The 20818-nt window shown below is 50.6% G+C and carries 21 protein-coding genes; 16 read left to right on the top strand and 5 right to left on the bottom strand.

Annotation, left to right across the window (positions count from 1 at the left end):
• Nucleotides 1-238 precede the first annotated feature (238 nt).
• Nucleotides 239-451, bottom strand: coding sequence for an ogr/Delta-like zinc finger family protein (locus EVX52_RS23410; RefSeq protein WP_014333852.1), 213 nt, complete (start codon nucleotides 449-451; stop codon nucleotides 239-241).
• Nucleotides 452-1090: 639 nt separating this feature from the next.
• On the opposite strand from EVX52_RS23410, the gene sacB reads away from it, so the two are divergent.
• A complete protein-coding gene (gene sacB, locus EVX52_RS23405; RefSeq protein WP_129955387.1) occupies nucleotides 1091-2338 on the top strand; it encodes a levansucrase in 1248 nt (415 codons plus the stop codon).
• A gap of 133 nt (nucleotides 2339-2471) precedes the next feature.
• Nucleotides 2472-2762: a phage holin, lambda family gene (locus EVX52_RS25790; protein ID WP_370278368.1), complete on the top strand. Its 291-nt coding sequence runs from the start codon at nucleotides 2472-2474 to the stop codon at nucleotides 2760-2762.
• A 65-nt stretch (nucleotides 2763-2827) separates the two neighbouring features.
• On the opposite strand, the gene EVX52_RS23395 is transcribed toward EVX52_RS25790, so the two are convergent.
• From EVX52_RS23395 to EVX52_RS23385, 3 genes are read right to left on the bottom strand one after another with little or no spacing between them, the layout of a single operon-like run.
• Nucleotides 2828-4120, bottom strand: coding sequence for an FAD-binding oxidoreductase (locus tag EVX52_RS23395; RefSeq protein ID WP_129992224.1), 1293 nt, complete (start codon nucleotides 4118-4120; stop codon nucleotides 2828-2830).
• A 53-nt stretch (nucleotides 4121-4173) separates the two neighbouring features.
• Nucleotides 4174-4596 (bottom strand): RidA family protein, encoded by a 423-nt coding sequence (locus EVX52_RS23390; protein ID WP_014333849.1) that lies wholly within the window; start codon nucleotides 4594-4596, stop codon nucleotides 4174-4176.
• 53 nt (nucleotides 4597-4649) lie between these two features.
• On the bottom strand, nucleotides 4650-5789 hold the full coding sequence (locus EVX52_RS23385) for a tyramine oxidase subunit B (protein ID WP_129955395.1): 1140 nt from the start codon (nucleotides 5787-5789) through the stop codon (nucleotides 4650-4652).
• A 178-nt stretch (nucleotides 5790-5967) separates the two neighbouring features.
• Between EVX52_RS23385 and EVX52_RS23380 the strand changes: the two genes are divergently transcribed.
• The 5 genes from EVX52_RS23380 to araC all read left to right on the top strand — a co-directional run bounded on the left by EVX52_RS23380 (nucleotide 5968) and on the right by araC (nucleotide 12834).
• Nucleotides 5968-6783 (top strand): helix-turn-helix domain-containing protein, encoded by an 816-nt coding sequence (locus EVX52_RS23380; protein WP_129992223.1) that lies wholly within the window; start codon nucleotides 5968-5970, stop codon nucleotides 6781-6783.
• Nucleotides 6784-6922: 139 nt separating this feature from the next.
• Nucleotides 6923-8323 (top strand): APC family permease, encoded by a 1401-nt coding sequence (locus EVX52_RS23375; protein ID WP_129955475.1) that lies wholly within the window; start codon nucleotides 6923-6925, stop codon nucleotides 8321-8323.
• Nucleotides 8324-8682: 359 nt separating this feature from the next.
• Entirely contained in the window at nucleotides 8683-9906 is a 1224-nt protein-coding gene (locus EVX52_RS23370; RefSeq protein WP_129955399.1) for an oligosaccharide MFS transporter, read from the top strand.
• An 18-nt stretch (nucleotides 9907-9924) separates the two neighbouring features.
• On the top strand, nucleotides 9925-11934 hold the full coding sequence (locus tag EVX52_RS23365; RefSeq protein WP_129992222.1) for a beta-galactosidase: 2010 nt from the start codon (nucleotides 9925-9927) through the stop codon (nucleotides 11932-11934).
• 27 nt (nucleotides 11935-11961) lie between these two features.
• On the top strand, nucleotides 11962-12834 hold the full coding sequence (gene araC, locus EVX52_RS23360; protein ID WP_129992221.1) for an arabinose operon transcriptional regulator AraC: 873 nt from the start codon (nucleotides 11962-11964) through the stop codon (nucleotides 12832-12834).
• A 128-nt stretch (nucleotides 12835-12962) separates the two neighbouring features.
• Here araC and EVX52_RS23355 read toward each other — a convergent pair whose 3' ends face one another.
• Nucleotides 12963-13715, bottom strand: coding sequence for an IclR family transcriptional regulator (locus tag EVX52_RS23355; RefSeq protein WP_129992220.1), 753 nt, complete (start codon nucleotides 13713-13715; stop codon nucleotides 12963-12965).
• Between the two features lie 402 nt (nucleotides 13716-14117).
• Here EVX52_RS23355 and EVX52_RS23350 point away from each other — a divergent pair, with 402 nt between their 5' ends.
• From EVX52_RS23350 to EVX52_RS23310, 9 genes are all read left to right on the top strand, one after another.
• Entirely contained in the window at nucleotides 14118-14510 is a 393-nt protein-coding gene (locus tag EVX52_RS23350; RefSeq protein WP_129955407.1) for a RidA family protein, read from the top strand.
• A 111-nt stretch (nucleotides 14511-14621) separates the two neighbouring features.
• Complete coding sequence (locus tag EVX52_RS23345; RefSeq protein ID WP_129992219.1) at nucleotides 14622-15446, top strand: transporter substrate-binding domain-containing protein; 825 nt, start codon at nucleotides 14622-14624, stop codon at nucleotides 15444-15446.
• Between the two features lie 49 nt (nucleotides 15447-15495).
• Complete coding sequence (locus EVX52_RS23340) at nucleotides 15496-16230, top strand: amino acid ABC transporter permease (protein WP_129955411.1); 735 nt, start codon at nucleotides 15496-15498, stop codon at nucleotides 16228-16230.
• Complete coding sequence (locus tag EVX52_RS23335; RefSeq protein WP_129992218.1) at nucleotides 16227-16871, top strand: amino acid ABC transporter permease; 645 nt, start codon at nucleotides 16227-16229, stop codon at nucleotides 16869-16871. Before EVX52_RS23340 ends, EVX52_RS23335 begins: the two co-directional genes overlap by 4 nt.
• Nucleotides 16868-17605 carry an amino acid ABC transporter ATP-binding protein gene (locus EVX52_RS23330; protein ID WP_129992217.1) on the top strand — a complete coding sequence of 246 codons (738 nt, stop codon included), beginning with the start codon at nucleotides 16868-16870 and terminating at the stop codon, nucleotides 17603-17605. The genes EVX52_RS23335 and EVX52_RS23330 overlap by 4 nt, the downstream gene beginning before the upstream one ends.
• Nucleotides 17606-17616: 11 nt before the next feature.
• On the top strand, nucleotides 17617-18888 hold the full coding sequence (locus tag EVX52_RS23325) for an alanine racemase (RefSeq protein ID WP_129992216.1): 1272 nt from the start codon (nucleotides 17617-17619) through the stop codon (nucleotides 18886-18888).
• Nucleotides 18889-19070: 182 nt separating this feature from the next.
• On the top strand, nucleotides 19071-19292 hold the full coding sequence (locus EVX52_RS23320; RefSeq protein WP_129955421.1) for a type II toxin-antitoxin system Phd/YefM family antitoxin: 222 nt from the start codon (nucleotides 19071-19073) through the stop codon (nucleotides 19290-19292).
• Nucleotides 19289-19660 carry a type II toxin-antitoxin system death-on-curing family toxin gene (locus EVX52_RS23315; protein ID WP_129955423.1) on the top strand — a complete coding sequence of 124 codons (372 nt, stop codon included), beginning with the start codon at nucleotides 19289-19291 and terminating at the stop codon, nucleotides 19658-19660. The genes EVX52_RS23320 and EVX52_RS23315 overlap by 4 nt, the downstream gene beginning before the upstream one ends.
• A 242-nt stretch (nucleotides 19661-19902) precedes the next feature.
• Nucleotides 19903-20808, top strand: coding sequence for a manganese catalase family protein (locus EVX52_RS23310; RefSeq protein ID WP_129955425.1), 906 nt, complete (start codon nucleotides 19903-19905; stop codon nucleotides 20806-20808).
• The last annotated feature ends 10 nt before the right edge of the window (nucleotides 20809-20818 follow it).

Below are 20818 nucleotides of genomic sequence, written 5' to 3'. Positions count from 1 at the left end.
CTCAAATTCTCTGTCCAGAGTGCCTTATCTTAACGATCAATTGATCTTAGTAGCAGGAAATTAACTGATGGATTGCCCTCTCCATTCAAGCCTCGTCCCCAATCAAACTAAGGGTATTGTTAATTCTCACTAAAAGTGATCAATAGAATGCGCTTCAAACAAATTAAAGACCTTAGTTTTTTCATTTGTTTAATAAAAGCGCAGAATATGATAGACAATATTAATCTGTGGTCGCTAACTATTTTAAATAGGATTCTTCCTGATTACAGCCTGCACCTTCTGTTTTTTCAAAGGTTGGGCTGCAGAGGATTTTAGAAACGGTTTCAATTGTTTTAAAAGTGCATGAACACTCTATGTTCTGGCATTGATAATATGACTCCTTGGTTTGCTGTGACAGGTATCGGCTGGTTCGTATATGTGCTGAGTGATTGCAAAGCGGGCAACGCATCATAGGTAAAGCCTCGTTAATGTAATCATGCTAACTCATTGAATGTTAAAAATTATATTGCGTGGGGTAATGATTGTCTTACTTCGACTGAGAGCGCAGAAGAAATGGGTGGGATGCAAACAAAATAAAGAGGAGAAAATAAAATCATTCCTGACATAACGCTTTCCTTAAAGATGTTGTGTACTTACTGTCTGATACATTCCATAAAAATTAAATAATTTATAGCTGTCTTAACCCTCACACAACAAATTAAATTGACACTGAAAAGTAATTCAAAATATTTCTTCCTAAGGATTTATTAATAATAATTTAGAATTTCGTGCTATTCCCCGCAGTTAAACCGATTATTTTTCTCTGGACATTCATAATGAGTAAGCTCATCTCGTTTGCTAGCTATTTTACTAGAAGTTGTGATGAACCGGTAGAGGATAAAATTCGCTTCTTTTCCTGTCATGAAAAAACAATATGTAGCCAACTACACAACTTCCATTGCCAAAACATATATATAAGGTATTTCATATAAATTATGTATACATAATGGCACAACATCAACTGAGTGCATGCCTTATTTAATCATGTAACTATTCTTACGACTTCAAACGTCAAACACTCTTAATACTGATTTAATTAAAGGATATTTACATGACAAATTTAAATTATACACCGACAATCTGGACTCGTGCTGATGCTCTTAAGGTCAACGAAAACGACCCTACCACCACCCAACCGATTGTGAGCGCCGATTTTCCGGTCATGAGTGATGAAGTATTTATTTGGGATACTATGCCCCTGCGGTCATTAGACGGTACGGTGGTTTCTGTAGACGGATGGTCCGTTATTTTCACGCTTACCGCTCAGCGTAATAACAATAATTCAGAGTATCTCGATGCGGAAGGAAATTATGACATCACCAGTGACTGGAATAATCGCCACGGGCGCGCAAGAATTTGTTACTGGTATTCCCGTACGGGTAAAGATTGGATTTTTGGCGGGCGTGTGATGGCAGAAGGTGTCTCCCCTACAGCCCGCGAATGGGCAGGAACGCCCATTTTGCTTAATGAAGACGGTGATATTGATCTTTATTATACCTGCGTCACGCCGGGAGCGACCATTGCAAAAGTGAGAGGCAAAGTGCTGACCTCAGAAGAAGGTGTAACGCTGGCCGGTTTCAACGAGGTTAAATCATTATTTTCAGCTGACGGCGTGTACTACCAAACTGAAAGTCAAAATCCGTACTGGAACTTCAGGGATCCAAGCCCGTTTATCGATCCCCATGACGGGAAGCTCTACATGGTATTTGAAGGAAATGTGGCGGGTGAACGCGGTTCTCACATCGTTGGCAAAGAGGAAATGGGTATCCTGCCGCCGGGCCATCGTGATGTGGGTAATTCGAAATTTCAGGTGGGCTGTATTGGTATGGCCGTCGCCAAAGATCTGTCGGGAGACGAATGGGAAATTCTCCCACCTCTGGTCACGGCTGTCGGTGTGAATGATCAAACCGAACGCCCGCATTTTGTCTTCCAGGATGGAAAATATTACTTATTCACTATCAGTCATAAATTTACTTATGCAGATGGTCTGACAGGTCCTGACGGTGTTTACGGCTTCCTGAGTGATAACCTTACCGGCCCGTATTCTCCGATGAACGGCTCCGGTTTGGTGTTAGGCAATCCGCCTTCTCAGCCCTTCCAGACCTACTCACATTGCGTCATGCCCAATGGCCTGGTGACATCCTTTATTGATAACGTTCCGACAAGCGACGGTAATTATCGTATTGGTGGGACAGAAGCTCCTACCGTAAAAATTGTCCTTAAGGGAAACCGTTCATTTGTAGAGCGCGTGTTTGATTACGGGTATATCCCGCCGATGAAAAACATTATTTTAAATTAATGAGGTAATCAGCCCTTCCGCATATTGTTTGCGGAGGGGCTGATTAAAGGAGTCATAGTATCTGAAAGTTATATGCCTCATCAGACCTCAAAGGTAAAAAGGCTTTATTTTGAAACCCGACCATCCATTAATAATGTTGTTCTTAACGCTTTTTTTTCGCCAGAATTCTCCTGCCAGCGGTGTAATGATGTCAATGTTAATGGCACTGCTCAGGACAATATATTTGAAAGGCTCTCGACGGGAGATAATATGCGAAGCGTTACTTTGTGGAGCTCTCACTATAACTGCGATTTCAATAAGTTTATACTTTGGAGCCTCTGAAAATATGACGATGAGTATCGGCGGTATCATTGGTTTTATCGGCGTCAGAAAAATATGGGAATATTTAACCAGTTATATTCAGAAGAAATTATTAGGGAAGTAAACTGATGAGCGGCTTAACATCCCCTTTTCGGTCAAAGCACCAAGTGGCAATAAATCATTTCTGTCTCAGAAACGCTCAAATCGATACGGAGCGGGATCAATAATTGGCTGACAGCCGGAAACAAGATCGGCCGCCAGTTGTCCGGCTGCTGGCGAAGTACCAAAACCATGACCGGAGAAACCCGTTGCAACCGTCAGACCGGGTATTCGGTTTACAGGTCCGATAACCGGGTTGGAGTCTGGTGTAACATCAATCGTTCCAGCCCATGTATCGGCAATCTCCGCTTTGGCGAATGCGGGCCAGGCTGCCATTAAATTATCCATTGCTTCCTGATTAAGTGCCCGGTTGGCAGGGGGATCCATCATCCGCACCTTCTCAAACGGCGTGATACTTTTTGCCCCCCAATGACGTGCCAGCGTCAGGTCATGCAAAAAATTCTTACCCAGCGAAATGCGTAAATTGTCGCGCTGTGCACGCAGCTGGGGCAAATAGCGTAATCCGAGCAATAGATGGTCCGGTACCAGTGAAGCGTCCAGCGCGCCGCGCTGGGTAATAATGAACCCGCCATCCTGATGTTTTCGGAAAGAAAAATCCGGTGCGCCAACTGCTATTTCTGTCGGGCCAGCCATCGGACGAGTGCGCAATACCGAGCAGATTAATGGTAAGGTCGGCAAGGATACGCCATGATTGCCCAAAAAACGCCTCGACCAGAGCCCGCCGGCGAGCAGCACCTGATCGCAACGAATTTCGCCTCGTTCCGTGACCACACCACTGACTTTCCCGGCAGAAAGTGTCAGGCTGCGCACTGCGCAATTTTCCACAATAAAGGCTCCTCTGGCGATCGCAGCTTTTGCTATCGCGCTGGCAGCCAGTGTCGGTTCGGCACGTCCGTCGGAAGGCGTATAGATCCCCCCTGCCCATTGCCCTCTGCCCCCAGGGACCATTGCAGCAATTTCGTGCCGACTAAGCAAACGCGAGTCAAGTGACAGGTGCGCAACCGATTTGAGCCAACCTTCATACAAAGCCATCTGCACTTGCGTGCGGGCAACAAACATTATCCCCGCCTGGCAGTAACCCACATCACTTCCCAGCCGATGCGGCATCATCGCCCAGAGCCGATCCGATGCCAGCGCTAACGGAATATCTTCGGCAAGACGGCTGGTCTTACGTACCCATCCGAGATTACGGGATGATTGTTCTCCTGCAATAGCGCCTTTTTCCAATAAAACTACAGGGATTTTACGTTCAGCCAGCGCCAGTGCAGCAGTCAGGCCAACGATGCCCCCCCCGATCACCACCACAGTCGTTGCGGCAGGGAAAGTGGCGGAAGTCTGAACAGGAGTTATTGCCGGAGCCATAGCGACCTTCTTAAGTGGTTTAATATGCAAAAATTCAGTAAAAGAACCCGGCACTAAGACCCGACGGTGATTTCTTCCACTTCCGCTTTTCCAGCCCCGCGCCAGGCGGTAACTTCTAACTCAACTTTATAAACGGTCGATCCCAACGGTGGACAGGTCACCGTGGTCGCCGGATTGATGCCACGAAACTTCGCACCAATAATCTCCATCACGCTAGCGACATCCTTCGGATCCTGAATATATACCCGGGAAAAAACCACATCGGAAAGCGTGGCATCGACCGCTGCCAGAGCCATCTCAATATTTGCAAAAACCTGGAGTGTTTGTTCAGTCACGTCGTCAGGAATTTCGTTGCTACGCGGATCCCGGCCGGCCGTATTGGAGACAAAAATCCAGTTATCGACAGCAACAATGCGGGAATAACTCCCCCGTTCTTCAAATTTTGAGCCGGTTTTTACTTTAGTAATTTGGGTCATTTTGTACCTGTAAGATCAGATTATTGGAGGTGAATACGTGACTTATCCGGTACTCAGAAGAGTACAGGCGCATTCCACAGGTTGAGTTTGAGGCCGATCCCTTTTTCAAGCGCATTGCGATAGACAACAGTACCCCAGGCCACATCCTCAACCGGCATACCGCCGACTGACATGATGATGATTTCGTCATCGCTTTGGCGCCCCGGCGCATCTCCGGCAACAATCTTGCCGATGTCTTCCAACTGGTCAGCGGACAATTTCCCGGCCGCCAACATGTCCATAAACCGCACGCCTATTACGGGGATGGTGTGATGGGCAGGTTTCGGGACCTCTTCATACCAGGCGTGATAAAGCCCGGTATTGTCGAGCACTTTACGCACATCGGGTTGCTCCATGCCTTCGTCAAGGTTACACAGCGCCGGCATGGCGAGAAAAGCACCAGGCTTGACCCATTCGCGTTTTACCAACGGATAAGTTGCCGGATCGCCGACTTCCCCGGAGCTGCAATAGGTGACGATATCCGAATCACGCACCACCTGTTCAAGGCTATCGACGACCTGGATGTTGGTGATCTGAGGAAAGGTATTTCTGGCCCAAACGATAAAGCTGTCGAGATTCTTCTGACCACGGCCTTTCACCTTGATGGTGTTTATCTGCGGGCAGACAGCCATAAACGCCGCCACAGTAGTTTTCCCCATAACGCCGGGCCCCAGCAACCCGATCACCTGTGCATCGCGACGTGCTAAATGGCGGGCGCCGACACCGGGTACAGCCCCCGTGCGGTAGGCTGACAACAAATTTGCCGACATATACGCCAGTGGTGCCCCAGTATCCGCATCGTTTAGCGTAAACATCAGAATGGATCGTGGTAATCCCTTCTGCCGGTTGGCGATATTAGAGCCATACCATTTCATACCTGCAGTGCAGAAATCGCCGCCGAGATAGGCGGGCATCGCCATAAAGCGACGATCAGCTGTCGGTTTAGGCATATTGGGAAACGGTGAGTCGTTCGGGAAAGTCACCATTGCCCCATGTGAATCGTTGTTCGCTCCGGCCATGCGATAATCTCCCTGGTATAGCAGAGCAAACATCTTTTCCATCGTGTCAACACAGGCAGTCATATCAGTTACACCAGCACGGATCATGTCCTGCTCGGAAAGATAGATAAAATCAATTTTAGCGGCGTCAGACATGCCAGTTACTCCGTTAATGGGTGGGTTACATTTTTGTTAATCGTTTCGCGACACGATGAAAATTACGGGATAGGAAAACGGCTGTATTGAATATTTGCGACATTGTGAAAAAGAGATCGCCGGATATGGCATCCGAATTGCAGAGACAGGAAATGTTCTTTGTTATGGCGGGGGGCTTATGTCCTGTACAAACATTATCAATCCGGAACAGCCGTGGTTTGTGCTCAGTGCAGCGAGACAATATTCGCTGATGAACGCTGAGAATTCGGCCATTTCCCATTTTTACAGTTTCGAGGTATCTCCGTCTGCCCCTCTGACCCTCGCGGTACCGGATGGTTGCGTAGATATTGTCTTTGACTGCGATACCATTCATCCCATGGCGCGGGTATGCGGAACCACTCTTGAAGCGCGCAGCGCAAGGTTAATCCCAAACCACCGCTATTTCGGTGTGCGCTTTGCCCCTGGTGTCATTCCGGATTTTCTCGATGTGATGGCAGAAGATCTGACCGACCGCGAGTTTAATTTTCTGGACGTGGTTCCGGACGCACGTCAGGCCTGCGAGCAAATCCTGCGCACTGAGTTATTTGCACAGCAAATCACCTTGTTTAATAACTATTTTACGCCGCGACTGGCACGCAAAACGTCAACGGTGACGGCTTCAATTATTCGCACAATCCTGCAACAGAAAGGCAATTTCCGTGTCGGGCAACTGGAGGCATTAACTGGCTATACCTGTCGTACCATCCAGAGACAGTTTCGCCAGGATACCGGTATGTCTCCGAAGGCATTTGGCCGCATCATGCGCTGCCAGTCTGCCCTGAACAGCTTACATCAGGGTGCCAGCGTCTCGTTTTCCGAACTGGCACTGAATTTGGGTTTCAGTGATCAGTCACATTTCCTGCGCGAATTCAAAAAACTGATCAGTACCACCCCGCTTGATTTCCAGCGCCGTATGCTTCTTGCCGCCCATGCCGAGCGCATTAGTTACCATTAGGTTATTTTCAAGTTAACAGAAGGTGGCACTAAAAAAGTGCATATGTTGCACTATATGACTGTCCGATTTGTTCTATCCCACGCTGGCGCCGCTGGGAAATGATGCTGTCCTATATCCACTTACAAATAGGGCGCTGGCGATGAGTAACATTAATGGGTTAAGAAAAAACTCCCTGGGTTTATTTTCTCTGGTCTTCTTTGTCGTTGCCGCTGCCTCCCCCCTGACAGGGGTTATTGGTGGGTTGCCTGTGGCAATTTTTACGGGGAATGGCGGCGGTGTTCCGGCCGTTTATATTATGGCCTGCATTATTCTGATGCTCTTTTCTGTGGGCTACATAGCGATGAGCCGCTATGTAAATGACGCCGGAGCTTTCTATACCTATATATCAAAAGGCCTGGGAGAAAACTGGGGGGCCTCCGCGTCAGTACTGGCCTTGATTGCCTACCTCTCTATTCAGATAGCCATAATTTCCATGCTCGGCTTCTTTAGCCAAGAGTTCCTTGCACAGCATCTTGCGCTACATATTCCCTGGTGGGCACTCAGTATGCTGTTTACCATTATTGCCTGGATTTTCGGTATTAAACGGGTAGAAGTCGGGGGGAAACTGTTGGGAGTGCTGATGATCGCGGAAGTGGCAATTGTGCTGTTGACGGACGTCAGTTTGCTGATAAAAAAGCCGGGGCCACTGAACTTCAGTTCATTTGATCCGGCCGTGTTTAGTCACGGCAATCTCGGTATTGCGTTTATTTTTTGTATCGCTTCATTTATCGGCTTTGAGTCAACGGCGATTTATGCCGAAGAGTGTTGCGATCCGCATAAAACCGTGCCGCGCGCCACCCTCTGCGCACTGCTGATAATTACCGTTTTCTTTGGCTTTACCAGTTGGTCGCTGGTGCAAGCCTATAGTTTTGATCAGATTGTGGAGATTGCCCGTAAAGACCCTGGAAACTTCATTTTTGATATTACCCGCGAATATGTCGGTCAGTGGGCCGTTGAAACCATGTCCGTGCTGCTGATCACCAGTCTGTTTGCTGCTGCACTGGCATTTCATAACAACATTTCGCGTTATATCTTCAGCATCAGCCGTGATGGCCTGATCTGGAAAGAACTGTGCCAAACTCACCCGGCCAACGGAACGCCGCACAAGGCCAGCCATGCCCACAGTGTGATTCTACTATTGCTGCTGATGGGAATGGGCGGCACCAATATGGATCCGTTAGTCCAGATTTTCGCCTTCGGCTCCGCGATTGCGACCTTGTCGATCCTGATACTTCAGGTAGGGGTCTCTGCTGCCGTTATCCGGTTTTTCCGGCGTGTTGGCAAACACAATCACAGCGCGTGGCAAGTGCTGTGGGCACCAATGGGCGCACTTATCACCATGTCGGTTACCATTATCATGGCGATCAACAACCTGCAGCTACTCACAGGTGGCGGTGATGCAAAGCTGGTGGAATTTATTCCCTGGTTTCTTGCTGTTTGTGCCGGTGCTGGTTACCTGTTATCGGCGAGGCGTAAGATGCATGCAGTAAAGTCAAAATGATTTATCTCTTCATTGCACCCGGCTTGTAAAATATCAGGCATATTCGCGGTCAGCGTTATTGTTCGTTTCTCTTTTATAACGCTGCCCTCGTTTTTACTTCTACCCGTAGCGCTTCCCGTTACGTCAGCGACGTCTATTTCCCGGGAAAATAAACAGGCTCACACCCCCTGACCTCCCTTCCGCCGAATACTGTGACTGGGATCTCTCGTCCCCCCATAATGTGAAGCCGCTCACGCGCGTCTCGCTGTAGCAGGTTATTACTGGTCGGTAGCGAAACGTTTATGACTCCCCGTCGCGCAAAACGGTAACGTTGCTCGCGTCTCTACATCAAGATTCGTGTGTGAGGAAACGAGGGTATCATGAAAAAAAATTATTCAATTAGCTGCCTGTTCTTCCTGTTCTTCTTCATCGGTTGGGGCTGCTGTTATCCCTATCTGTCACTTTGGCTGACGGAAACCATCGGCATCAGCTATACCGATGTCGGTCTGGTTTACTCATTTACCGCTATCATCGCGGTTTGTGTGCAACCACTTTTTGGCTTTATCTCCGACAAACTGGTCTACCGCAAACACCTGATGTGGATGCTGGCCATCATTATTACACTGTTTGCTCCCTACTGGATTTATGTCTTCGCCCCACTGCTGAAGTACAACGTGATTCTCGGCGCACTGGCTGGAGGGGTTTATATAGGCATGGCCTATGGCGCTGGCTGTGGCATCTGCGAAGCCTATATTGATAAGGTCAGCCGCGCCTCTGGATTTGAATTTGGTCGGGCGCGTATGTTCGGCGGGATTGGTGCTGCTATAGGTACGTTTGCCGCCGGCAAGCTCTACGGCGTCGATCAGAACATGATTTTCTGGCTGGCCAGCGCTGCCGGGGTCTGCCTGCTGTTTGTCGTCTGGAAAACCCGGGTCGACACCACCCATGCAGGAGCACAACCGCAGAGCAAAGGCTCTCCCGTGACTTTTGATGACGCCACCGCTCTGCTAAAGATGAAGAAATTCTGGTTCTTCGCTGCCTACATGATTGGCGTCGGTGCGGTCTATGAAACTTACGACCAGCAGTTCGCTATCTATTACAGCCACTTCTTTGAAAGCAAGGCGCGCGGTGCGGAAGTCTTTGGTTACCTGACGACCGGGCAAATTGTCCTTGATGCGGTAGTGATGTTCTTCGCGCCCTGGTTCGTCAATAAAATCGGCCCTAAAAACGCCCTGCTGTACTGTGGCATAATTATGAGTCTGCGCATTATCGGTTCTGCCTGGGCGATCGGCCCGGTCTCCATCAGCCTGATTAAACTGCTGCACGGCTTTGAAAGTTCAGTGCTGCTGGTTGCTGCGCTGAAATATATCGCCGCTAACTTTAACCCTATGCTTTCCGCCACCGTCTATCTGATTGGCTTTCAGTTCGCCAAAAGCTTCAGCTCGATTTTCCTCTCTACCGGCATTGGCCATATGTACCAGAGCCTGGGTTTCACCAGCAGCTACGTGGTGCTTGGCAGCATAGCCCTGTGCTTCACTCTGCTCTCCTTTATCACGCTGGATAAAGCGCGATTTTTCGCCCCGCAGTCCGCAGCCGCACACTAACTTCATGAGGTAAACTCTATGTCTGATTTATATTACGGTGTCGCTTATTACGACGAATATATGCCGGAGGACCGACTGGCGAAAGATATCGCACTGATGCGCGAAACGAACATCAATGTCGTACGTATTGCCGAATCCACCTGGAGCACGCTGGAGCCGCAGGAAGGTGAATATAATTTTTACCACATCGATCGTGTGCTTAACGCGATGCACGAAGCGGGTATCGCGGTGATCATCGGCACTCCCACCTATGCGGTACCAGCCTGGCTGGTCGCTAAATACCCTGATATTCTCGTTACCACCGCCGGGGGGCAGCAGAAGTATGGCCCACGGCAGATTATGGATATCGTTAACCCTAATTTTCGCCGCTATGCGGAAAAGATTATCCGCACCCTGCTGGCGCACGTGCACCACCACCCGGCGATTGTTGGCTGGCAACTGGATAACGAAACAAAGCACTACGACAACATCGGACATTATATGCAGACGGGATTTGTACGCAGTCTGCGCGAAAAATACACCAGCCTCGACACGCTAAATCACGACTTCGGCCTCGATTACTGGAGTAACCGCATCGATAACTGGGATGATTTCCCGCCCGTTGAGAACACCATTAATGCCAGCCTCGCCTGCGCCTTCTCATGCTATCAGCGCCAGCAGGTGACGGAATATCTGGCCTGGCAGGCGGAGATCGTGCGGGAGTACTCGCTCCCTCATCAGTTCGTGACCCATAATTTTGACTTTGAGTGGCGCGGCTATTCGTTTGGCGTGCAGCCGCGGGTTGACCATTTTGCCGCCGCGAAGGCGCTGGATATCGCCGGGGTTGATATCTATCACCCCAGCCAGAAGCACCTGACCGGGCGGGAAATCGCCTTTGGCGGTGCTATCACCCGCGCACTCAAGGGGGGAAATAACTATTTCGTTCTTGAAACGCAGGCGCAGGGGTTCGCCCAGTGGACGCCGTTCCCCGGCCAGTTGCGGCTGCAGGCCTTCAGCCACGTGGCCGCCGGCGCGGCGATGGTTTCCTACTGGCACTGGCATTCCATTCACAACGCTTTTGAAACCTACTGGAAAGGATTGCTGAGCCACGACTTTTCGCGCAACGCCACCTGGCAAGAAGCGACGACTATCGGCGCCGATTTCGCCCGCCTCTCCCCTAAGCTTGCCGGGCTGCGCGCGGAGAATGATGTCGCACTGTTGATCAGCAACGAAGCGATGGATGCGCTTAACCGGTTTCGTCCCGGTAATGCTCAGGGCAACGTCTACAACGATATTTTCCGTCGCTTCCACGACGCGCTCTATGATCATAATATCGCGCTGGATATCATTAATGACGTAACTGATGAAACCTCGCGCTATAAAACGCTTATTGTTCCTGGTCTCTACGCCGCTGATGACGGTCTGCTGGCGCGCATAAACCACTATATTGAGCAAGGAGGGCGAGCGCTGATTGGCTTTAAGTCTGGTTTTAGCGACGAGAACGTGAAGGTGCGCAGCAGTGCCCAGCCGGGCATCCTGTGTCAGGCCTGCGGCGTAACCTATAGCCAGTTCACGCTACCTGAGGACGTAACTGTTGCTGCCTGTACGCCAGCGATCGACTGCCGTGCACATAATAATGTCGAACTGTGGATGGAACTGCTGACCCCTGCGCCGGGCACCCGCACGCTGCTGCGCTACCAGCATCCGGCCTGGGGAGAGTACGCGGCGGCCACTGAGGCAGATTACGGTAAAGGACGGGCGCTGTATGTTGGCTTCCTGCCACATAAATCGCTGATTCAGCAGCTTTTTGACACGCTGACCGATGGGCTGAGCTTACGTTCACGCACCTCCATCCATCGTTATCCGCTGGTCGCCAGAACGATGCGTAACCGCGACGGCAAGTATATCCACTTCCTGTTTAACTACAGCGCTGATAATCAGGAAGCGATCGCGGAAACGGCAGGCACTGAACTGCTGAGCGGTAAAACAGTGGCCTGCGGTGAGCCATTGCGTCTCAAAGGCTGGGACTTTAGTATCATCGAAAGTTAACGGCACATGACTACCGGCGGAGAAGATATGGAACTGGATATCAATGAGCTTTTGAACTTCTCGCCATTGATAAAAACCTTCACCTTTAACGCCTGGGTAGTTGCCGGTTTTACCCCCATCAGCCGTGGATCGAAGCTCGACTACTATATTAACCGCCCTCAGGGGATGAAGGGCTACATCATCAACCTGACCCTGCGCGGCCAGGCGCGGGCCAAAGCAGGGGACGGGGCACTGCTGTTTCGCGAAAATGAACTGCTGTTGTTCCCGCCCGGCGTATCCCACCACTACGGGCGTGATGAGCATAGTGAGTTCTGGGATCATCTGTGGATTTACTTTATCCCGCGGCCCTATTGGGTCGACTGGCTGAAGTGGGATCACACCACTCATGGCATTGGCAAAACGACGGTCAACGACCCGCAGCAACAACTGGTGCTGCGCGATCTGTTTTACGAAGTAATCCGCCACTATAACGACTCAGTACCTTTCTCCGAAGCGCTGGCGATGAATGCACTGGAGCGGCTAATTATAAACTGCTTTCAGTTGCAGCCGATCAGTAACCGTCATGCCCATGACCCACGTATCAACGCAGTCTGCGATTACCTGAACGAACATATCGCCCAGGAGATGAGAATTGAAAGGCTGGCCGCGATGGTTTTTCTGTCGCCCTCGCGGCTGGCGCACCTGTTTAAAAACAATCTGGGGCAGACTATTTACGCCTGGCGCGAGATGCAGCGCATTAATCGGGCAAAATGGCTGATGCAGACCACGGCATTGCCGCTGAGCAAGGTGGCAGCGTCAGTGGGCTATAGCGATCCGGTCTATTTTACACGGGTGTTTCGCAAACATAATGGTATTCCCCCAGGGGAATACCGAAAACGCTATGCTGCAATGAAGGGCTAACGTGCCAAATCTGACGCCAACGGAGCAGGATTTTAGGGTAGGGTCATGGCTGATAATGACTATTTCATAAAAAACGTATCATGACACGGAACTGAAAGTTATCACCTGACTAAGAAAATGCGTCGGACTCAGGTGAAATCAGACAATTTTTGCCCGAAAACGATCAACTCTCTCAGTAACATCTGACGGCGCTCCTCAGGCGTATCGCGACTCACCATAAAGCAGATAGCGGCTATCGCCTGCCCGCTACGCGAACGAATCGGTGCTGCCATACAGCAGGTAAAACTCTCTGACAAACCTTCGGTCAGGCAATATCCCAGTTGTCCGGCACGATGGATATCTTCGAGGAACGCCTGCTTGTCGAGGACCTGCCCGTTTGCCAGGCGATAATCTTCTTCAGGGATGAGATCGAGAATGGCAGTGTCTGACCAATTACTGAGCAGCAGACGGCCGGTGGCCGTCCAGGTAATCGGTACCCGCACTCCGATATCAGAAGTGATTTTGAAGGGGTGGGCACTACTTTCTGACAGAACTACGGTGTACTTATCCCCTTCCAACATACATAGCTGCACCGTCTCACCAAGACGGGCCACTATCTCAACCATTAACTGATGTGCACGGCGGATGAGATCGTTATGCGCCATGTAATCTGCACCGTAGTAGTGCATTTCACGACCAAAGAACACCGCGCCGTCGGCATCCAGTTCAATCAGCCCAGCCTCACTCAGCAGACTGACAAGTTCATATACGCTGGAACGCGGCGCACCGGTGGCGTCGATCAAATCTCGGATCGCCATGGGCTGACGAGCGATATGCAACTGGCGAAAAATGTCGATAACCCGGTCAACGCCGCGCGCACGCGATAGTTTCTCGTCCGGCATAAGCAAATTCTCCTGATGCAGTCAGGCGATCACGCCAGACAGTAAAAAAGAAAAGCATCATACACCGAGAGTCGTCGTTAACCCATCCCCGTTAATTAAAATTTTATTGGCTGAGTTTATATTTCCTTGTTCTATTTTGGGGCCTCATTTTTGCGCATAACGTGCAGATTATTTTTTTAAATTACGAGAGGGATAACATTTCCATTCGGAAACTTGCTTCTTTCATTTTTATTTTGCGATCGCGACGGCATCACAAAAATTAAATTCCTCACGACATATTGCAAAAATAAAAAACCTGTGCAAATCTTGGGCAATCCGATATTGCAGATAACAGTCCGGTATACCAGACTACTACCATGCCGTACAAATGGGCATTCTCAGAACAAAAAGGAGCAGTGTTGCATGACGATCAAACGTTATGGTATTGAAGGCGGCACCGGTACCGGTGGGCAAAAACTGCCGTTCGCACGAGCAGTAGAGGCCGATGGCTGGCTATATATCTCGGGTCAGACACCAATGCGCGAGGGCGAAGTGGTGGAAGGCGGCATCATCGAACAGACCCGGTTGGCGTTTGATAACTGCCTGTCCATTATGCGTGAGGCGGGTTATACAGTGGAGGATGTGGTTCACGTTACAGCGGTATTAACTGACGCACGTTACTTCAGTTCATTTAATAAAGTTTTCAGCGATATATTTACCGGAAATCCACCGGCACGTATTTGTAGCGTGCAGGATTTAGTCGTCGACTGCAAAGTGGAAGTGGATATGAAATGCTTTCGCGCCGATAGAAAATAATATTATTAATCTGATAACTACCTGAGATTTTTATTTATTCGCCAACACCACGGCAGTCCGTTAATAACTCATGTTTTTCATGTTGTCTCCATTTAATAAGCGAGAAAAATAATGAATGCAATTTCGTTAAAAATCATCGCCGGAACGCTGGTCATGCTGGCCGTTGCCGGTTGTACTCCCACGGAAGAAAAAAAAGAGGCGGGTGCGGCACCTCAATCGACGCTGCAAACCGTATTGCAACGTGGCACGCTGCGCGTGGGTGATTGCCTGAGTTTCGCTCCTTTCGGCTTTTACGATAAAGACGGCAATCCTGATGGTTATGACGTCGATTTGGCGAAAGCGCTGGCGAAAGAGATGGGTGTGAAACTGGAGATGGTGAACACCACCAGCGCCAACCGCATCCCTAACCTGCAAACCAACAAAGTGGACGTGGTGTTCTGTAACTTCACACGTAATCTGGAACGCGCCAAAGAGATCGGCTTCACCAATCCGTATGTGGTGGCAAGCGAAGCGATGCTGGTCCGTAAAGAGAGCGGTATCAAATCGGCGCATGACATGGCCGGAAAAACCATCGCGACGGTGAAAGGGTCAACCAATGGTGACGAAGTGCGCAGCATGGGTATCGACGTGAAAATTCAGGAATACGATTCCTCTCAGGCAGCGATCCTTGCCGTGAAACAGGGTCAGGCTGATGCGATGATCGAGGATAACAACTTCCTCGCTTATCAGGCCAAGCTTGATCCGACGCTCGCCGTCACCAACGAAGCGCTGGTGCCGCTGGAGTACAACGCTTTTGGCGTGAAACAAGGAGACCAGGCGTGGCTGAACTACCTGAATGAGTTCCTGTTTGAGATCAACGCTTCCGGTGAGAATGCCAGATTGTATCAAAAATGGTTTGGCGATAAACCGCGTTATCCACTGAACCCGCAATTCTGATCACCTGCGGCGTGGCAGCTTTTGCTACGCCGCAGGAAGGAGTCCATTCATGAGTTATCAATGGCTAACCCTGTGGAGTTATGGCGAGACTTTCCTGACCGCCGCCTGGCTCACGCTACAGGTCACTCTTCTCGCTTTCATGCTGGCCGTCGCACTCGGGTTGCTGGCAGCACTGGCGAAAGCTTCCGCGTTAGCTCCGCTACGCTGGCTGAGTCACTGCTATGTCGAATTCATCCGTAATACGCCGGTGTTGCTGCAAATTTTCATTATCTTTTTCGGTCTGCCCTCGCTCGGCGTCACCATGAGCGCCTTTACTGCTGGCGTGCTGGCACTGGGCATTAACGTCGGTGCTTATTTGTCGGAGATCTTTCGTGCCGGGATTCAGTCCGTGCCGAAAGGACAGCTGGAAGCCGCGTGGATCCTCGGTATTCCGCGCCGTCAGTTGTTTCTCAGCGTAGTGTTACCCCAGGCCGCACGCGCGGTGTGGCCAGCCATTATCAATAATCTGATCCAGTTGCTACTGGGTACTTCGCTGCTGTCGGCGATTGCCTTACCCGAACTGACCGGCACGGCAACGGTGATCAACGCCCGTACCCTGCTCTATATCCAGACTTTCAGCGTGGTGACGGTGGTGTATTTGCTGCTCAGCAACCTGTTTGCCTGGCTCGGTAATCTGGCAGGACGACGGATGTTTCATCCGCCGCTGGTTACCCGGGTAAAAAAGCCCGCCTGGTGGGCAAGAAAATGGCTGACTAACCCACTGAAGCGGGAGAACGCGCTATGAACGACCTGATCACCAGCTCGTTACCGCTGTTGCTGAAGGGGCTGGGTGTCACCCTGCTTCTGTCGGTGGCGGCGATTATCGGCAGTACCCTACTCGGTCTGCTCACCGCCGTGCTGCGAACCAGCCGTTTGCCAGTCGCACAACAAGTTGCCGTGTTATATACCGAGCTTTTCCGCGGAACCCCGGTATTGATCACCCTGATGTTTATCTACTTCGGCGTGGCGTATTTCGGCTATGAAATCAACCTGTTTGCTGCCGGGATACTGGGTCTGAGCATTTATCAGGGCGCGTATATCGCTGAAGTGTTTCGTGCCGGGCTCGAAGCGGTGCCGAAAGGACAATCGGAAGTCTCGTGGATCCTCGGCCTGTCTAAATACCAGACCTTTTTTAGCGTGATCCTGCCACAGACACGCGGCATTGTGCTGCCGCCGCTGGTGGGCCAGTATCTTTCTCTGATTAAGGATACGTCGATCGTCAGCATGATCGGCATGTCTGAGCTAATGCATCAGGGGCAGGCCATTGTCGATCGCATTGGCCAGCCGGTGGTGATCTACGGTCTGGTGGCCGTGCTGTACTTCGTTGTGTGTTTTCCGCTTTCCCGTTGGGTTCAACATCATCAAACCAGGAGTCAGTTATCATGAGCAAATCCGCCATTACGCTGAGCCGTATTACTAAATCGTTTGGTACCACTCAGGTACTGAAAGAGATCAGCCTTGATGTTTCGCCCGGCGAAGTGCTGGTGCTAATTGGCGCATCGGGTTCAGGAAAAAGTACCGTACTGCGCATTATGAGCGGACTGGAAACAGCCGATGGGGGGGAAATCTGGGTCAACGATGTGCCGCTGCACGACAATAAACGCAACCGGGAAATTTGTGGTCATGTCGGGATGGTGTTCCAGCAGTTCAACCTGTTTCCCCACAAAACCGCGCTCGGTAACGTGACACTGGCGCTGATTAAAGCGCAGAAACTGTCTGAAGCCGAAGCGAATAAACGCGGCATGGCAGCCCTGACCCGCGTCGGTCTGGCTGAGCGCGCGCACTATTATCCAGCGCAGCTGTCAGGTGGACAACAACAGCGCGTAGCCATTGCCAGGTCGCTGGCGGTTGAACCTAAAATTATGTTTTTTGATGAAGCAACTTCGGCGCTCGATCCCGAACTGGTCGGCGAAGTGATGGAGGTGATGCGCAGCCTGGCGCGTGAAGGTATGACGATGGTCGTGGTCACGCACGAGATGGGTTTTGCGCGCAAAACCGCTGACCGCGTGGTGTTTATGGATCAGGGTGTAATTGCTGAACAGGGATCGCCTGAGCAGATTTTTGTTCATCCACAGAATCCCCGCACTCAGCAATTTTTGTCACGTGTGCTTGAGCATTAATTGGAGGCGCTATGTCAATTCATTTTCCGCTGATGGCAGATGGTCTGCTGGATGCGATCCAACCCGCGCCACGCTTTAAATCTGTTGCAGGCCGCGGCGATGCGCCGTTACCGGCTGGCACGCCGATATTTGCCAGCAACATGGTGTTTTCCCCGCTGATGCTGATGAAGCAATCGGCGCTGGAAAATAATCTGCGTCAGCTGGCAGATTTTTGTCATGAACAGGGCGTGATGCTGGCGGCACACGCTAAGACGTCTATGTCTCCGGCGATCCTGCGTCGTGCCGTCACTGAAGGCGGTGCCTGGGGATTGAGCGCTGCCACCCCGGCGCAGGTACGGGCGCTGCGCCAGTTTGGTATTCGCAACGTATTTCTCGCTAATCAGCTGGTCGACCCCGCCGGTATTCACTGGATAGGCGAATGGCAAAAGCAGCATCCCGACCATGGCTTTCTTTGCTACGTCGATTCAATGCAAGGAGTTCGTTTGCTGGAGCAACATCTCAGCGACAGCCGCATTGCGGTACTGCTGGAGATGTCCGTCAGTGGCGGACGTACCGGCTGCCGTACCCAGCGCGAAGCGCTGGAGATCGCGACCGCGATCGCTGCCTGCCCTGCCCTGCAACTGGTCGGCGTAGCGGGTTATGAAGGTGCGCTGGGGGCGGAGCGTGACGCCACCGGTATCGCCAGGGTGCAAGATTATTGTCAGATGCTGATCGCCACCGCTGCGCTGCTGGCCGAGAAGCAGCTGTTCAGCAGCGACACCATTATTCTCAGCGCCGGTGGCGGTGCCTGGTTTGATGTGGTCAGTACCTGTTTTAACGAAGCCCGGCTGTCGCTACCGATCACACCGCTGATCCGATCGGGTGCCTATATGGCACACGATAACGGGTTATATGCCCGCATCGCCCCGTTTTCCCAACCTGATGCCCGGTATCATTTTGAGGCAGCGCTGGAAATCTGGGGGCGGGTGTTATCTCGCCCCGAGCCAGGGCTGGCGTTTGTTGATTTTGGACGCCGTGATGTGCCCTTTGACCAGGACCTGCCGAATCCGCTGTGGGTGCGCAATGTTGATGGCAGCGCCCCTCGTGCGGCTTCTGGCATGCGTATCCGCGAGGTGAACGATCAACATGCATATTTGTTGTTGTCGGATGAGGATACATTAAAGCCTGGTGATTGGGTGGGCTGTGGTATTTCACATCCCTGTACCGCGTTCGATAAATGGCGGTATTTGCCATTGGTAGATGATGAATATTGCGTCACAGACTCACTGGAAACAGCATTCTGAGTGAAGCATCGAATCATAGCGATGGAGGCGCAGGTTCAGACTGCTCATTTCAGATAGTGAGTGATCCTTACTTATTCATAATCATGCGTGTGAATAGTCATGAGTGCGGCGTTGAAAAATACCATTTTTAAATGTACATTGAGTTGTACAACTGGGGTGTACATTTCATTGAGGTGATAACGATGCAAGCGATAAATTTTACAACGGCCCGAAATGAACTGGCAGCGGTCCTTGATGGCGTGTCCGGCGGTGAACCTATCATGATCACACGCCGGTCCGCAAAACCTGTCATTGTCATTGATGCTGAGCAGTATGAAAAAATGCAAAAAATACAGGCGGAATCGGATTTTGACTGGTTGTTTACTGAACATGGCCAAACGCTTGAAGCACTCAAAAACCGATGATTTATTTTCTTTCCAGTAAAGACATCATCAGTATTCACGAACGTATGATTGCAGCTTACGGAGGTCTTGCAGGCTATGCCGATCCTGGCCGGATAGACAGTATGGCAACCCGAATTTTAAACCGCCACATTTATGAAGGCGAGAATGATATATACGTTCTGGCTGCTGCATACCTTCTGGCCATAGCGCGGGGACATTGTTTCAATGACGCAAATAAAAGAACGGCATTTGCATCAACAGTTTTGTTCCTGCGCCGTAACGGGATTTCTCTTCGGTTTTCTCCAGACCATGAAGAGTTGACTGTCGCTGCAGCGCAGGGGAATCTGGATGTGTGGCATATTGCTGAAATCCTGAAACAGTCGATCTGAAAATTAATTCCCACCTTTTAATACGTGTAATTAACATTCTGTGGCTGATAACACCAGGGGAAGCTCTTCAAAGAAAGGGTTATTGAGGCGATCAGTTTTCCTCTTTAACTGCTCTATGCAGAAAAATCCTAAACGTGTTATCAGATGCTCATATCCTTCCCTTATTTATGGTTAATCTCCCTTTCCTTTTCTAGGCTTAATTTGCTCAACCCATATTTCATCGATTTGAATGAGGAAACTTCATGTTTAAACATATCAAGCAGTTGCAATATACGGTTCGTGTCGCAGGGCCGAATCCCGGCCTGGCAAATTTATTACTCGAGCAATTTGGCGGCCCTCAGGGAGAGCTGGCGGCAGCCTGCCGCTACTTCACGCAGGGGATTGGAGATGACGATCCGGGCAGGAAGGATCTTTTACTCGACATTGCCACCGAAGAGCTCAGTCATCTGGAAATTATCGGTACTATTGTCGGTATGCTGAATAAAGGCGCAAAAGGTGAGCTGGCTGAAGGGACCGAAAAAGAGGCAGACCTTTATCGTTCTCTCACCGGTGGAGGGAATGATAGCCATATTACCTCTCTGCTGTATGGCGGCGGTCCCGCACTGGTTAACTCTGCCGGCGTGCCGTGGAGTGCTGCTTACATTGACACCATCGGCGAACCTACAGCGGATCTGCGTTCAAACATTGCGGCGGAAGCCCGCGCAAAAATCGTGTATGAACGCTTAATCAATGTAACAGACGATCCGGGGATTAAAGACGCGCTCAGTTTTCTTATGACCCGTGAAGTCGCGCATCAGCAGTCCTTTGAAAAAGCGTTATACGCGATCCAGGATAATTTCCCGCCGGGCAAATTACCGCCGCTGCCACAATTTTCTCAGGTCTATTACAACATGTCAGAAGGTGGCACTGTCCGTGGTAGCTGGAATTCTGATAAGACATTCGAGTATGTTGACCAGCCTCAGCCTGCGGTTGATGGCGGAACGGGTGAAGCCTCGGTCAGCCTGGATGCAGCACAGCAGTCCCAGCTGGATGCGATGAAAGCACGGACCCAGTCTGACCCGTCGATAAACCCTGTCACGGGCGCTGAGCTTGGTTCCACCGGCCCTATTGAAAACACCAAGCCAGATATCATCAAGCCTAAGACCTGAATATCCTAAT

It is taken from the genome of Rahnella sp. CFA14(1/10) (genome assembly GCF_004195095.1).
GTDB lineage: Bacteria > Pseudomonadota > Gammaproteobacteria > Enterobacterales > Enterobacteriaceae > Rahnella > Rahnella perminowiae.
This window is presented reverse-complemented; position numbering and strand designations above follow the sequence as displayed.